The organism is Proteus mirabilis ATCC 29906, from assembly GCF_000160755.1.
GTDB classification, from domain to species: domain Bacteria; phylum Pseudomonadota; class Gammaproteobacteria; order Enterobacterales; family Enterobacteriaceae; genus Proteus; species Proteus mirabilis.
This window is the reverse complement of record NZ_GG668578.1, coordinates 186,927-202,397: the sequence shown is the minus strand read 5'-3', so window position 1 is coordinate 202,397 and position 15,471 is coordinate 186,927. Positions and strand designations below refer to the sequence as shown.

The 15,471-nt window shown below is 40.3% G+C and carries 13 protein-coding genes; 9 read left to right on the top strand and 4 right to left on the bottom strand.

Features of this window, described 5'->3' with window-relative positions; genetic code table 11:
- Positions 1-122: 122 nt before the first annotated feature.
- From HMPREF0693_RS09055 to HMPREF0693_RS09045, 3 genes are all read right to left on the bottom strand, one after another.
- Positions 123-644: a CS1 type fimbrial major subunit gene (locus HMPREF0693_RS09055; protein WP_004247302.1), complete on the bottom strand. Its 522-nt coding sequence runs from the start codon at positions 642-644 to the stop codon at positions 123-125.
- A gap of 98 nt (positions 645-742) precedes the next feature.
- Positions 743-1,498, bottom strand: a complete 756-nt coding sequence (locus HMPREF0693_RS09050) for a hypothetical protein (RefSeq protein ID WP_004247303.1) — start codon at positions 1,496-1,498, stop codon at positions 743-745.
- Between the two features lie 115 nt (positions 1,499-1,613).
- On the bottom strand, positions 1,614-1,916 hold the full coding sequence (locus tag HMPREF0693_RS09045) for a helix-turn-helix domain-containing protein (protein WP_004244968.1): 303 nt from the start codon (positions 1,914-1,916) through the stop codon (positions 1,614-1,616).
- Between the two features lie 705 nt (positions 1,917-2,621).
- Here HMPREF0693_RS09045 and HMPREF0693_RS09040 point away from each other — a divergent pair.
- A complete protein-coding gene (locus HMPREF0693_RS09040) occupies positions 2,622-3,602 on the top strand; it encodes a FecCD family ABC transporter permease (RefSeq protein ID WP_223232014.1) in 981 nt (326 codons plus the stop codon).
- Complete coding sequence (locus HMPREF0693_RS09035) at positions 3,602-4,396, top strand: ABC transporter ATP-binding protein (protein WP_004244966.1); 795 nt, start codon at positions 3,602-3,604, stop codon at positions 4,394-4,396. Before HMPREF0693_RS09040 ends, HMPREF0693_RS09035 begins: the two co-directional genes overlap by 1 nt.
- Before the next feature lie 70 nt (positions 4,397-4,466).
- Here the strand turns inward: HMPREF0693_RS09035 and HMPREF0693_RS09030 are convergent, their stop codons facing one another.
- Positions 4,467-5,303 carry an HpcH/HpaI aldolase/citrate lyase family protein gene (locus HMPREF0693_RS09030; protein ID WP_004244965.1) on the bottom strand — a complete coding sequence of 279 codons (837 nt, stop codon included), beginning with the start codon at positions 5,301-5,303 and terminating at the stop codon, positions 4,467-4,469.
- Positions 5,304-5,516: 213 nt separating this feature from the next.
- Here HMPREF0693_RS09030 and HMPREF0693_RS09025 point away from each other — a divergent pair, with 213 nt between their 5' ends.
- From HMPREF0693_RS09025 to HMPREF0693_RS08995, 7 genes are read left to right on the top strand one after another with little or no spacing between them, the layout of a single operon-like run.
- Positions 5,517-7,400, top strand: a complete 1,884-nt coding sequence (locus HMPREF0693_RS09025) for an IucA/IucC family protein (protein ID WP_004244964.1) — start codon at positions 5,517-5,519, stop codon at positions 7,398-7,400.
- Between the two features lie 10 nt (positions 7,401-7,410).
- The gene (locus tag HMPREF0693_RS09020; protein ID WP_004244963.1) at positions 7,411-9,522 is read left to right on the top strand and encodes a TonB-dependent receptor; all 2,112 of its coding nucleotides are present in this window, start codon (positions 7,411-7,413) and stop codon (positions 9,520-9,522) included.
- Between the two features lie 11 nt (positions 9,523-9,533).
- On the top strand, positions 9,534-10,937 hold the full coding sequence (locus tag HMPREF0693_RS09015; protein ID WP_004244962.1) for a Y4yA family PLP-dependent enzyme: 1,404 nt from the start codon (positions 9,534-9,536) through the stop codon (positions 10,935-10,937).
- 11 nt (positions 10,938-10,948) lie between these two features.
- A complete protein-coding gene (locus HMPREF0693_RS09010) occupies positions 10,949-11,965 on the top strand; it encodes a PLP-dependent cysteine synthase family protein (RefSeq protein WP_004244961.1) in 1,017 nt (338 codons plus the stop codon).
- Positions 11,962-13,119 carry an NAD/NADP-dependent octopine/nopaline dehydrogenase family protein gene (locus HMPREF0693_RS09005; protein WP_004244960.1) on the top strand — a complete coding sequence of 386 codons (1,158 nt, stop codon included), beginning with the start codon at positions 11,962-11,964 and terminating at the stop codon, positions 13,117-13,119. Before HMPREF0693_RS09010 ends, HMPREF0693_RS09005 begins: the two co-directional genes overlap by 4 nt.
- Before the next feature lies 1 nt (position 13,120).
- Positions 13,121-14,332, top strand: coding sequence for an MFS transporter (locus HMPREF0693_RS09000; RefSeq protein ID WP_004244959.1), 1,212 nt, complete (start codon positions 13,121-13,123; stop codon positions 14,330-14,332).
- Positions 14,333-14,342: 10 nt separating this feature from the next.
- A complete protein-coding gene (locus tag HMPREF0693_RS08995) occupies positions 14,343-15,470 on the top strand; it encodes an ABC transporter substrate-binding protein (protein ID WP_004244958.1) in 1,128 nt (375 codons plus the stop codon).
- The last annotated feature ends 1 nt before the right edge of the window (position 15,471 follow it).

The window sequence follows — 15,471 nt, the reverse complement described above, 5'->3', positions numbered from 1 at the left end:
CTTATGTAACAAAAGCGTTCCGATGCTTAATAAGCACAAAAATATTCTTATCAGAACGAAATGTGGTTAGCCTAGGTAACAAGAAGGAAGGCTCTAAAGAGCCCCCTTAGTTGAATAATTTATTAGCTTTCAGGCTCAACTGGAGTCTCAACTACAGGCTCAAAAACCATGGCTACTTGGCCTGTAAAAGAGCCTGTTACTGTTAGAGGGGTATCAGTTTGTTGTGTAATACGAAGGTTGGTACGACCGCCTGTTTTGGCATCATCAGCATTAACTACAGTGCTAGGCGTTTTACTGAGTGTTACGCCGTTAAAAATGACTGCTAATGGAATGGTATCATTACCATTTGATAAGATTGCGGTACCCTTTGAGTCAGTATTTGTTAAAGTTGCTTGAATACCCCCAGAGGTGTTTTTATATTGAAATTGCTTGGTGAAATCTTGTAATTTACGGGTGCCTAAATCGAAAGCCATTTCTTGTGTTTGGTTTATCCAACCACTCTCAACAGGGATAACCTGAAAAGATTCTGTAGGAATAGTTGCCGTTAAATCGATAGCATAGCGTTGTTCATCTGCTGCGTGAGCTACCATTGAACCTAAGGCGCCACAAGATAGAAATATAATGGATAATGATCTTTTTAACATTTAGAAATACCTCATATATTATGATTGATAAAAAATAAAACAAATAAACTCTATTTATTTGCGATTACTGAAATTTAAATTAGTTGTTTAGATTAATATTAATAATTAAACGTGTTAGATTTATCACCTTCGATTAATACAAAGTCAATTTTATTATTTATTTTTTTTTGTAGAACAAATTCTCTTCCTGGTAAGATAATTTCTCGCGCTTTATTCTCACAGTGTGACTTTATATTTTCACAATAACGGATATTATCCAATATAATGGTGGCGTTTCCTTTATTTTTTATTGAAATTTGTTTATTTGTGTCATCAATAACGGTATTAAATAAGGGATTTTTAGCTTGCATCACAACCACACTGCCGTAGCCAGTTAACACATTAACTCCCACATCCAATGCATTTTTTTTGTATTGTGTTATTTCATCTTTGCTCATTCCAAAACCATCATTTTCTTCAGGAAGAACGGGAGTAAAACGAATTCTAAAATAACGTTCTTTTTCTCTATCCCCTGGCCATAGTATGCGGACTGACTGAAAACTTGATGGTGGAATAATTAATCTCAATGGGGAGACAATCAGCCGTTCTTGCGTTAATGAACCTTCTTTAATTTCTTTTTGTGCTGATTCACGCTGATTCATTTTTGGATCAGCATCAATTTCCAATATCTCAACACGAACAAACGCAGTAGATGTTCCTGTGTTATATACGCGCTTGGTGAGGCTTTGGGTTTCTGGTGTAAAAACATCATACATACTACCAATGCCAATAGAAGGTGAAGCATAGACTGATGTTGTTATACTTATTAATGATAATACAGAATAAATTAAAATAAAGTTAAGACGTTTAAGCATATATAATCCAATCTTTATGTAATTAAATAATAATTCAAAATAATATAAATAGTAAATTTAAATCATATTAAGACTTAAATTAATTCCAGTAAAATAGATTGATGTTAAATGCAGTCTAGTTTATTAGTGTTAATTCAGTATTGAATTGTTGTTGACGCTGGTATTCAGTTAAAATTTCACCGGGATCTTCATAAAATACCTCAGCAACTAAATCAAATATTGTCTTATCCAATTCATTTAATAAATATAAAATAATTTCGATTGTAAAATTTGTTTGTCCTCGTTCTAATCGAGAAATATGTTGTTGGGAAAGATTTAATTTTTTTCCTAGGCTTTTCCCTGAGATACCTAGTAGTGTCCTATGTCTTCGAATAAATGAACCAACACGAACATTTATGTTTACTGTATTATATTTCATTAACACCTTTCACCTGTTTTTTTGAAATAAAATAAAGGGTATACCTAAATTATTAGGATAAGCATCTGGGCTGTTGGAAGGAAAGGGTAGGGTAAATTAGCCAGCAGTGGAAATAGTTTAAAACGATCTGTTTTGTCTTTTTTGATAGTTTTTAACTATCATTGTGTGTTTTATTGATCGTTTATATCAATATTTTTTGCCTTTTAATATTTTACTTTATGATTTTAAAATAGTTTTTTATAGCATATAAAGATACACAAAGAAATTATAACTCTAGTTATTATATTGTAATTGAAATATTAATTCATATGATGCAATGGTATGTGACACATTACTCATTTTAGTTGTTTTTTTTTTGGGCTAGTCATTAGCTATAGGATCATCATGGGTAATTGAGCTTTAGTGATGAATAAAGTATCTGTTGAAATGTTTAAGTTTTATTTGCTATTAAATAAGAGCAATTCATATCAACTGGTAGCTTTATTTTACCTATTACATCTTGTTATTGAGAATAGTAACTATTATCGTTATAGTTTTAATTCGCATTTGCTTGCTATAATATCGCTTATACCTAGCGTGGGGTAACTAACAGGCTAACATTCAATGAGCGAAAATAGAGCGTCTAAACAACACTCAAGTAAAACAACAAAAGCAAGGGTAGTGAAGGAATATCAGCGACAGATACTTCGTCGTTTCTTTTACTTAATGATATTAGGGGGCGTGTTATGTAGCGTTTTGATCCTTGATTTTACTTTAGGGCCTTCAGGATTATCGCTGACTGAACTGTGGAATACACTAATATCGCCAGAAACTGCCGATGCTGGCACTCGGGTTATTGTGTGGGATATCAGGCTACCTTACTCCCTTATGGCGGTTGTCGTTGGAATGTCACTCGGGTTAGCGGGTGCTGAAATGCAAACTATACTCAATAACCCGCTGGCAAGTCCCTTTACGCTTGGCGTCTCTTCTGCTGCTGCTTTTGGTGCTGCTTTAGCGATTGTTTTAGGAATTGGTATTCCGGGGGTTCCTGCTCAGTGGTTTATTTCAGTTAATGCGTTTATTTTCGCATTACTGGCAACGTTGTTACTGGACTTTATCTCACGTTGGATGCGAGTTTCTACCTCTGGAATTATTCTCTTTGGCATAGCGTTAGTGTTTACTTTTAATGCTGCCGTTTCCATTATGCAATTTATCGCTAACGAAGATACGCTTCAGGGATTAGTGTTCTGGACAATGGGTAGCCTTAATCGGGCATCGTGGGATAAGTTATACATTTTATTGGTTGTATTAGTGATTATCTTCCCCTTGTCATTGATGAATGCTTGGAAACTGACGGCACTTCGTCTAGGGGAAGATCGTGCGATGAGCTTTGGGATCAACGTCAGACGCTTACGCCTAACAACATTACTTCGTATTAGCATCATTTCTGCCTTGGCGGTGGCATTTGTTGGCCCAATAGGTTTTATTGGATTAGTCGCTCCTCATATTGCTCGGATGACTTTTGGCGAAGATCATCGTTTTTATTTGCCCGCAAGTGCTCTTATTGGCGCATTGGTATTATCGATAGCTTCTTTAGTCTCCAAAAACCTTTTGTCTGGTGTGATTATTCCGGTGGGAATTGTGACTTCTCTTGTGGGTATCCCTTTCTTTGTTAGTATCATTTTGCGTCATCGCGGGAGAATATAATGAACACGGGATTGAATGCTGGGTTGCGTATTGAAAAGCTTTCTACGGGATATTCGAAGCGAGAAATAATTAAAGAATTAACGGTCTCACTGCTTCCACGAGGGAAAATTACTGTTCTTTTGGGGCCTAATGGCAGTGGTAAATCGACATTGTTAAGGGCGCTTGCTGGGCTTAATAGCGCACAAGGAAAGCTTTTTCTTGGTGATGATGAATTACTCTCCCTCTCTTTTTCTAAACGAGCAGAGCAGGTGGTTTATTTGCCACAAACTCTACCTGCGGGTGTTCATTTGAGTGTCTTGGAGTCAATTCTGGTTGCAAGACGAGCTTTAGGTGAACATCGTTCTCATTCAGCGAATGATGAAGTTATAGATATATTAGAACAACTGGGAATTTCACATTTAGCTATGCGATATCTTGATGAGTTATCCGGTGGACAGAAACAATTGGTAGGGCTTGCTCAATCACTAATTCGACGACCAAGTTTATTATTGCTAGATGAACCACTCAGCGCACTCGATCTTAATTATCAGTTTCATGTGATGGAATTAATCGCGAGAGAAACCAAGAAACGTAATATGATTACTGTGGTTGTTGTTCACGATATTAATATTGCATTACGCCATGGAGAGTATGTATTAATGCTTAAAAATGGGGAGTTAGTTGCCAATGGTTTACCAACTGAGGTGATCACACCAGAAATACTCGCCGATGTTTATCGCGTTAGCGCCCGTATTGAACGATGCTCTAGAGGCCATCCACAGGTATTAATTGATGGGAGGATAAATGATATATAGCATTTTTAAACCACTCAAATAATTGTATTTGATATGATGACTATACTTATTTGGGTGGTCTTTGATAGATTCAATTTGGTTTATATTTACCATTGATAATACGGGTGGCTTGTTTTATTAAAGGTAAATCAATCATCTCCCCATTAATCTGAAAAGCATAACTGGCTGTTGATTGCTTAACTACTTCTTGCGCCCATTTAATTTTTTCCTCAGTAGGTTTAAATGCCTTATTAACAGTATCTATTTGATCTGGATGAATACAGAGTTTAGCGCCAAACCCAAGAGTGCGAGCATGGTTGGCATCCATTAATAATGTATTAGGTGTGCAAAATTCAGGGGTGACACAGTCAATAGGGGAGATAAGGTTGGCAATGCGTGAAGCGATAACGATTCGGCTTCTTGCGTATAGCAACGCTTCTGCTGTTTGTTGGCAATCAATATCTAGTGAGTAATCTAATGAGCCGAATGCTAATCTCGTTACACCACTATTGGCAATCTCTTCACAATGGTGCACTCCACGCGCTGTTTCTATAATGCCTATAAATGGTCGCTTTGATATAGCCAGATGAAGTTTTGATTTTATATAGGAAAGTATTTCCGCATCTTCCAGTTTTGGGATCATTACTCCTGTCATTAGCGTTTCATTTAATGAATTTAATAGATCAACATCGTTTTTAAATTCTTTCTCTTTAGGATGATTTATTCTGATATATATACTGGTGTTAATGATGGTGTTATTTATTGTCGTTAGCCAATTTTGAATGTTGTCACGTCCGAGCGGTTTTTCATCAGGATGAACCGCATCTTCAAGATCAAGAATGATCGCATTTGCACCATAAGTTAACGCTTTGGAAATCATAACTTTTTTATTAGCAGGGACAAACAGATAGCTAATCTCTTCGTTCATATTTACCTACCTTAGTAATAAATATAATGTATCTTCCATAAAAACGAATAATTATGAGAATGAGATTGATTATTATTTACATCATCATTTTCTGATGGTAGCTTACTCATCAACCTTTTTCAAGACGCTCGAAAAAGTAAAAAAAGGTTAAGTAACCCCCCAAGATAGATAAATTTAAATTAATTGTTTAAGCCTTATTTCTTTGGGAGAAAAATGATGGAGACGGTAGAGAAAAAGAGTATTGCAGGGCAACAAACTGCTATACAAACAGATTTTTCAACACGTAATGCCCTTGCTCGTATCATTCGCTGTCTTTTTGCAGAAAAATTATTGGATGATAATAAACTGCAAGTTTTCAATGATGAAAATAACGTTAAGTACCCGCTTTCTGATGGGATACATATCCTTCAATTTAATCAAACGACCGTTTTTCCTGCAAATACAGTTATTAATCGCGGTGATATTATCCTTAAATCAATGGATGGCCGCCACCGAATGGTGCAATCCCATGAAGAACTCATGGAGATACTGAAAAACGAACTTAGTTTCACCCCTACAACGGAGGGAATAACAAAATTCAATAAAGATGTAGCAAACAGTATCCATAATGATCGATTAGCTAGAGCACATCGGTCAAAGTGGCGGGATATGATTTCTAATGAGATGGCACAAGAGGGAACATCTTGTTTTATTGAATGGATAACACGTCATTACAGTCGGCGTGATGGTGCAACTTTTCTCGATCAGTGGGGCGCTCTTGAAGGTCATTCTTATTACCCAACTTGGAAGTCTAGACCCGGTTTAAGCGATGATGATATTGTCGCACTATCAGCTGAATTTGGTGCACGAGTTAATCTGCGTATCGCAGCCATACAAACCGATATGGTTTATTGTGAGAAGATGCCCCATATTCAGGATATCCATCAATGGTTTTCATCGGCTTTTCCAACCGTTTGGAATAAATGGTGTGAGTGGCTTACAAGTCAACATCAAAACCCACAAAAATGGTTACCTATTCCTCTGCATCCTTGGCATCTTGAACACTGGATCATTGAGCATTTCTCAAAAGAAATAGATGAAGGCATTCTTCTACCATTAGGCCCTCAACTTGAGACCGCGGCATCCATGTCGTTTAGAACCATGCTTCCTACCGCATCTAAATCACCTTTTATCAAATTACCTGTTGCTATCTGGATGACTAGCGAAATGCGCAGCCTTCAAGCCAAATCTATTCATATGGGGCCACGTATTAGTACGATTATTGAGGATATTTTGCGGGTGGATAAGGATTTTGATGGCAAGCTGGACTTTTTCCGAGAAGAAGTGGCGTGGCATTTCCGTCATAACGTGCGTATGGATGACGCTGAAGGTAAGTTTCTCTCGGTTGTATTTCGTGATACGCAAGCATGGGAAAGAAACGATAATTTAATCGCTATCACAGTTGCATCATTATTTACTGAACTCCCACATAAACCCCAACCCCTTATTAGCGAGCTGATCGCATTATCAGGCGACTTACCTGAAACATGGTTTCGTAATTATACCAAAGTCATACTGAAACCGGTTTTAGCGATGTATTTAATTTATGGCATTGCCCTTGAGGCACACCAACAAAATACGCAAGTTTTGTTTGATGATTCCGGTCGTGCGGTCACCATGCTTATTCGTGATTTTGGTGATGGACGCAGTTGGGCTCCTGCACTGCGCCAGCAAGGTTATGAGCTTCAACCTTATATCTGGCCCGGCATTTTACCCACGGTGTTTGAAGATGATATTGAACCTGTCAGAACCTTCGTTGTAGATGCTTGTCTTGTCAGCCATTTACATGAAATTGCGCTTTGTTTAACTCAACTTTATGACATCCCTGATACCCGCATATGGACTGTGATCGGCGAAGAGCTTGAACTTGTGTTTAAAGCACTTCAACCCAGAGTAGAGGCGGATTTTTGGCACAAAGAGCGTGAACATTTTCTCCACCACCCTTGGTATACCCGCTCATTAATGAGCATGCATTTACAGCAATATACTGATTACCGTCTTCAGCATGGACTTAACAATCCGTTAGCTGGTGAACAAGTAGATAACTCTAAGATCTGAGAGAATAATAATGATCACAAACAAACATTTTTTAGCATTGACTATTGCAGCAAGTTTAATTCCTGATTTCGTCAGCGCGGAAGAGAGAATTATTGTTAACGCAGAGCGCGTTAACCCCCAAACTAAAGGTAGGTTATCACAACAAGCCAACATAGGTTTATTGGGAAATAAGGATATCCAAGATATTCCATTTAGTATTAAGGGATATACCTCGAAATATATTGAGCAACGACAGGCTAAAACACTTGGCGATGTAATAAAAGATGATCCATCCGTTCAAGTGACATCTCCGTCAGGTGGTATTCTTGATTCCTTTATGATCCGAGGATTCCCTATCGGGGAAGGTAATATTGGTGAAGTTGCCCTCAATGGTGTTTATGGTGTAGCGCCAAATTATCAGTTATTACCTCAATATTTAGAGCGAATAGAATTACTAAAAGGGCCTGGTGCGGGGCTTTATGGTATCTCCCCCAATGGCGGCGTTGGCGGTGTTGTTAACGCTGTGACGAAAAGACCTACTCGTCAGGGAACTAAACAGATTACCACCACTTGGGGATCTGATAATCAACTTGGTGCCTATATAGATGTAGGTAAATTGTGGGTAACCCCAGACGGTGAAATGTGGGGCGTCCGATTTAATGGTGGTGGTAGTGGTGGAGATTTGGCGCTTGATAATACTCATAAAAAAACGGCATTAGGTGCACTCGCTCTTGACTATGGAAAAGATGGATTCACTGTTTCAGTTGATTTATTCGATCAATATCAATATGTCAAATCACCTAATCGTCCTTTTATTGTCTTAGCGGGTATCGATGTTCCTAAGGCCCCTAATGGTCGACGCAATATTGCCCAAAAAGGGATGTGGTGGAACACCCGCGATCAGGGCGTATTACTGCACAGTTCATACGAGCTTAACGATAATCTAACACTCTTCATGAATGCCGGTGGTGGTCGTTCAATCGTTTCACGTATCTCTGAGCAAACCCCAAAGATTATTAACGACAATGGAGATGTTGAATCGGCAATCACTAATTATCGCTTTAATGTACATCGTTATATTTTTGAAACCGGTGTCAGAAGTTATTTTTCAACGGGCGCTATTGATCATCAGATGACATTACAGGCCAGCTATTATCATGACCGCCTTGCTGTTGCGGGTAATGTAGGAAAACAAAAGGTGATTTCTAATATTTATTCACCATTAGAAGTCGATGTTACCCTACCATCGTCTCCAGCAAGCGTTCCCAAAGTATCTTCTAGTCAATTAACTAGCTTTGCCGTTTCGGACATCATGACCATATTGAATGGCAGTGTGGATATTATCCCCGGGATACGTTTGCAAAGAGTGCAAGCCGATAACTTTATGGCTAATGGACAGCGTTCGGTCACTTATGATGAATCAGCGGTGACGCCAATGTTGGGGCTGGTTTACCATCCTTTAGAGTCTGTTTCGCTCTATGCCAACTATATTGAAGGGTTAAGCAAAGGCGATATAGCGCCGAGTTTTGCAAAAAATGCCGGCCAAGTGATGCGTCCTTACCGCTCGCGACAGTACGAAGTTGGGGTTAAGTATGATAATGCGGGAATACAAAGCAGTTTGGCTCTTTTCCAGATAACCAAGCCTAGTGGTGCTATCGACAGCACTGATAATATATTTAATGCTAATAGTGAGCAGCGAAATCGTGGCGTTGAAGTTAATCTTTCAGCGCAGGTGCTGGATAATTTACAAATCTCAGGCAATCTTTCTCTTATTGATGCCGAACTTATCAAATCGCCTAAATCTGATATCCGTGGTAACAAACCCGTTGGCGTTTCTCCTCTACAAGCAAATGTGGGAGTGGAATATGACCTTCCTATTTTGCATGGATTGTCATTAAACAGTTATGTCAATTATAGCGCAAAGCAATATGTCAATCAGGCAAATACACAGTCTATCAATTCTTGGACAACGGTAGATATGGGAGCCTCCTATAAAACACGTGTGTATGGTGCGCCTACCACTTTCCGTTTTGATGTACAGAATCTATTTAATCACCATTACTGGTCTGGTGTCGCGTCATATACCACTATTGCACAGGGAGCACCACGTACTTTCCTTGCCTCGGTAAGTGTTGACTTCTAAGAGGGTTCCATATGTCTTCGTTGTTAAATACTTATTACCGAGCAAATGAATCTTGGCAGATCGCTATAACCCAAGCATTACCCCCTTATATCGATCCGGTTATTATCCGTTGGTTGGAGACATCCCCTGATACCCTTGTTCATTTAACACAGATATATGGTTCACCCCTTAATATTGTCTGGCCTCATACTGTGGAGCAGAACGTTAATGCCATGGTCGAAGTCGCCAAAACATTTGGTATACAAACCAATTTGTATTATGGGGTTAAAGTCAATAAATCACAGTCATTATTACAAGCCGCTGTTGCTGCGGGAACTGGGGCGGATGTATCTAGCCTATATGAACTCAACGATGCTATTCGTGCGGGATGTAAAGGTACAGAGTTGTGTGCTACAGGCCCTGCCAAAACAACGGCATTTTTACAGGCGTTAATAGTGCAAGGGGCACGGATTGTTATTGATTCTATTGAGGAAATGGACGAGCTTATTCACCTTGCTACAAGGTGGATAAGTCCATCAGGACGTATAAGTATACTGCTGCGTTTTCGTCCTGAGTCTAATCATATCAGTCGTTTTGGTATGTCATCCGCTGAGATCATGACAGCGCTTGAGAAACTTAATTATAGTGACCAAGTAAAGGTTGATGGATTCCATTTCCATCTTAGTGGTTACTCTTCGGTATCTAGGATCAAGGCTTTTTTTGATACCTTACCCTTGATTAGCTACGCACGTGCTTTGGGTTACTCCCCTTATATTATCGATATTGGGGGAGGGTTACCTGTTCAGTATGTAGACAGTCATTGTTATAAGAAATGGCTCTCTACGCAAACACATAAAGACTATCGTACTCGACGAATTCCTGATTCTTTCTATCCATATGGTGGAGAGATAAATGCCCAAGGCTGGCTCACTGAGTTTCTAACCGGAGTCGATCCCACAGGTAAAAGAGTTTGTGATGCATTAATTGAGGAAGGATTAACACTTTGCCTTGAACCCGGAAGGAGCTTGGTTAATCAAAGTGCGATCAGTGTGTTTCGTGTCTGTCGAGTTCGTCCATATGATCATGTCGGACATGTTATTTTTGTCGAAGGAACTAGTTTTAGCGCATGTGAAACGTGGTTTAATTCTGAATTCTTAAGTGATCCTCTCCATATTTATCGAAATAACCATCAGCCACTTTCTTCTGCTGGAAATGCTTGGATTGCAGGCCATAGCTGTTTGGACGACGATGTTATCACCAATCGTTTGATCGCTTTTGCACACCTACCAAAGCCAGGTGATTTACTGATATTTGCTAATACCGCAGGTTACCAAATGGATTTACTGGAAAATCAATTTCATCGGCATCCGTTGCCCACAAGATTAACTGCGGTCATAAACTCACATCCAAAACCTATATTTACCATTGATAATTAAGGACTTTTAATATGGTTTTTAGCAAAGTAACTGATTTAATTGGTAATACTCCTATCATTCAATTACCGCTGCTGCAATCGGATACGCGTCTTTATATCAAAGTGGAGAAAAATAATCCCGGAGGCAGTATGAAAGATCGCATGGCGAGAAATATGGTTGTTGCGGCACTGAAATCTGGAAAGATCAAGCCTGGTAGTACAATTGTGGAGTCGTCATCAGGAAATACTGGCATTGGGTTGGCAATCGCTGCTATCGAATTTGGGCTTCGATTTATCGCGGTGGTCGATCACCATGCTGCCCAAGATAAAATTGCTATCATGCGCGCTTTGGGTGCTGAGATCCGCTACGTTAAAGGCGACTATGGTGAAAATGAAGTTGCTGTTGTGGAACGCCAACGTATGGCGGCTGAAATCGCCAATGAAATTCCCGGCGCTATCTTTATGAATCAATCAGATAATGCAGCCAATGCGGGAGGATATGCAGATCTGGTACGTGAACTTATTAGTCAGATAGGCAAAATTGATGCGTGGGTTGGATGTGTAGGTACGGGTGGCTCTATGACAGGGATAGCCCATGGATTAAGGGTTCATAATCCAGAACTTGTAACCATTGCCGTAGAGCCGGAAGGCTCCATCGTATTCGGAAAACCCGGTAAACCATACTATCAATCAGGTACAGGCACCCCACAAGGCGATACAGTGGGGTTAGTGTTGGATTACAGTTGTATTGATTATGGCGAACAAGTCTCTGATGTATGTGCTTTTGAAACGGCTCGTTACCTTGCTCGTCGTTTTGGTTTACTGGTTGGTGGCTCTACAGGGGGAGTGGTATATAAAGCGCTGGAGTTGATTAATAACAGTACAATTTGCGGAAATGTTGCACTTGCTATGGCTGATGGTGGTGAAAAATATCTGCAGACGATTTTTAATGACACATGGCTTAAAGAGCGAAATCTAATATCGGAGTCAGTCTGGGAACAACTTGATAATTGGTTTTCTTTGCCAACTTGTTTGGGGGATAGCAGATGATCCCAAATGAGAAATTGAGAGTAACACTATGTGGAGCCGGTCGTACAGGGCATCTTGCGGCAATTTTATTTAGCTTAAATCCTGCGATTGACGTCACTCTTTACAGCAGTCGCTCAGAAACTGTGACAGCATATAAAGAAAATGATCATCAACTTCAGGCGGTGATGCCTGATGGTCAAGTTATTAAAACCCGTTCGGTTAGGATGACAGAAGCCATTGATGAGGCGTGCTCTAAGGCAGATATCATCATTATTACGACACCAAGTCATGTACGTGAAAGTTTACTTCAACGTATGGCGCCAATACTGCCGAAACATAAAAACATCTTTGTGGGCGCCATTCCCGGTTTTGCTGGCTTTGACTGGCTGGCTGAAAAAACGTTAGGCGATGCACCCAATATTGTTATATGGGGAATGAAAGATGTTCCCCATATTGCATTTGATCTGCAACCGGGAAAAAGTGTCAGAATGGGGGGCGGAAAATCACAACTCTATGTAGCTGTGCATGGAAGAGAAAAACCGCAATATGCCAATCTTCTTCTCAATTACCTCAAACAACTTTATGACTCACCTATTACGCTACTGACCGATTATCTAGAAATTACCCTAACGCCAGGAAATCCTATTATGCACAGCTCTGTTATCTATGGCCTTATCGGTCCATGGGGACAGTGGCACAATAGGCCTTTTGAGAGCATTCCATGTTGGTGGAACGATTGCCCTGAGTTGGGTGCCTATTTTCTTGCCCGCTGTGATAGGGAGAATCAAGCGTTATGTAATAAAGCAGAAATTGTATTGGGGATTAATCTCAGTTCCGTGCAACCATTACAGCAGGAAATAGTAGCCGCATATGCGGACTCAATTGCTGATCCGCGAACATTACTCAGTGTGTTACGAACGAATAAGGCCTATCAGGGTATTCCTTTACCTCTTATTTCTACAGCACGATCCCATGGTTATATTTTTGACAAACAACATCGGGTTTTTCAGGAAGACATTGCCTATGGACTAGCGCTTCTTGTTGCTCTTGGAGAACGTCTTCGAGTGCCAACACCCTATATAAGAGAAATATATGATTGGTGTTGTGGTTATATAGGAGGAAGTTTGCCTCACCCTCAGCTCCCAATGGATTGGCCAATAATAAGGGTGAAATAGTATGCGTGTTACCGGCAGTGTCATTTTTATTGTCCAGTTTTTATTTATCGTACAGCTACTCTCAATGGGAGCCATGGAAATGAGTGGCCCTTTTTGGCCGCTTCATCTCGAAAGTATGGCGTCGACAGAGCTACTGAGTATCGTGGGAACCGGCGTGTATATCGCACCTATGTTGGGCGTTATGCTAACCAGTACCTTTTGGGGACGAATAGGCGATAAAACTGGCAATAAAGTGATGATGATCCGTGCACTGATGGGGCTTGCATTAACGCAATTGGGGCTCGCTTTTGCCAATGATGTCTGGGTAATACTGCTACTACGCTTTTTACAGGGAACTTGTGCGGGGTATATTGCACCTGCTCAAGCTTATGGTATTGCCATGATCCCCATAGCACAACGTACTCGGCTTTTGGCATGGTTACAAGTATCTACCAATGCAGGATCGTTAGCTGGAGCCATTGCTGGTGGGGCCATCCTCGATTTACTGAGTTTCTTTTGGATAAACTTCGGGGCATTTATCATTTGTACGTTATGTGCACTACTGGTTTTTTTCATATTACCGAATGATTTACCGCGCCACGCTTCATCCAATTGCGTCACTTCCTCAACAAATAAAGCAAAAGCGATATCATCAATTAACCACAGCGTCATTGTTGGCTTACTTACCGTACTGGGTTTGTTATTAATGAGCCGCATGATCACACAAACCCCTTTTTCTCTTTATGTCAGTAGCGTATTTAATGCCCCTAACTGGTTAACAGGGGTCGCTTACGGATTGCAGGCTACAGGTGTGATTGTCTCAGCCTCCCTCTGGGCAAGATGGTTTGAAGCACACAACATATCTCACGCACTCTATCGAATGGTGGGGATCATTGCGGGATGTTTTATTGTGACCTTACTGCTAGCATCTGTAAGAGAAATAAGCTGGTTTATCGGACTTTATTTTTTGTGGGGCATTCTTCTTGGGGCAACAACGCCAGTATTAACCGCATTAATATCTCGCTCAACCGCTGAAAGTAAACAGGGTTATATTTTGGGACTGGTGCAAAGTATTAGCCAGTTTGCCTCTATGGTTGGCATTGCACTGGGGGGCGGAATACTTGTTTGGCCTGGGTTGACCACGTTGTTTTTGTGTGTGGCGGTGATGTATTGCATTACTTTAATTATTACGCTGAAAATGAGTTACTCTTCAAAAAACACTAACCAAAAATAGGTTATTAATCATGATATTACGATTTATATTTTCTATTGTATTGTTGTATTCATCAATGGCTTACTCACAGCAAGTTGTAACACCTGTTACTGATCTACTTGGCAGAACCGTGAATGTCAAATTACCGGTACAGCGCGTCATTTTGGGGGAAGGACGACAGCTTTATTTAGTGGCTATGTTTGATAAAGAAAATCCAGCACAAAGGATAGTCGCTTGGCGAAAAGATTTAATACAGTCCGATCCGGCCACATGGCAGCAGTACCGACAACAATTTCCACAGTTGGCAAAAATCCCTACCTTTGGTGGCAGCGAACAAGGAACGTTTGATATAGAGCAGGCGATTAATCTGCAACCTGATGTCATCATCATGAATATGGACGCACGCAATACTATTGTTGATGCTGGACACGAAGCTGCACTAGCCCGAGCGGGTATTCCCATTGTTTATGTCGACTTTCGCTATGATCCTATTGCACACATTCCTCCAACAGTGACGTTATTTGGTAAATTATTTGGCCAACCAGATCGCGCAGAAGCTTATTTAACATTCCGTGATAAAGAGTTACAACGAGTGACATCTCGAGTTGAACAATTACAGGGGGCATTGCCAAAAGTATTTTTAGAGCGTCTTGGGGGCTATTCAGAAGAGTGCTGTATGACCTTTGGTAAAGGGAGTTTTGGCCGTTTTGTTAAAATAGCGGGGGGGGATAATATTGCCGACCATCTTGCTCCGGGAACCTTTTTTACGCTAAATCCAGAAAAAGTGGTTGTTGCAAATCCCGATATTGTGATTATTACCAGCGGCAATTTTCAGGCATTTGTGCCGGGTGGAAAGTGGATCCCACTTGGGCCGGGGATTAATATTCAACAATCAAAACACCGACTCGCATGGTTTACGACTCGCCCTGCTTATGTTGATAGTAACGCTCGTCGTCGTGGCGCATTTTTTGCTATTTGGCATCAGTTCTATAATAGTCCCTATGATGTTATTGCTATCCAGCAGCTAGCTAAGTGGATACATCCCCAATTATTTGCTGATCTTGATCCTGATGACACATTCCGTCGTTTACATCAAGAATTTCTACCCATCTCATATCAGCCGGGATATATGATTGATTTGGAAAAAGAGGGGAGGTAAA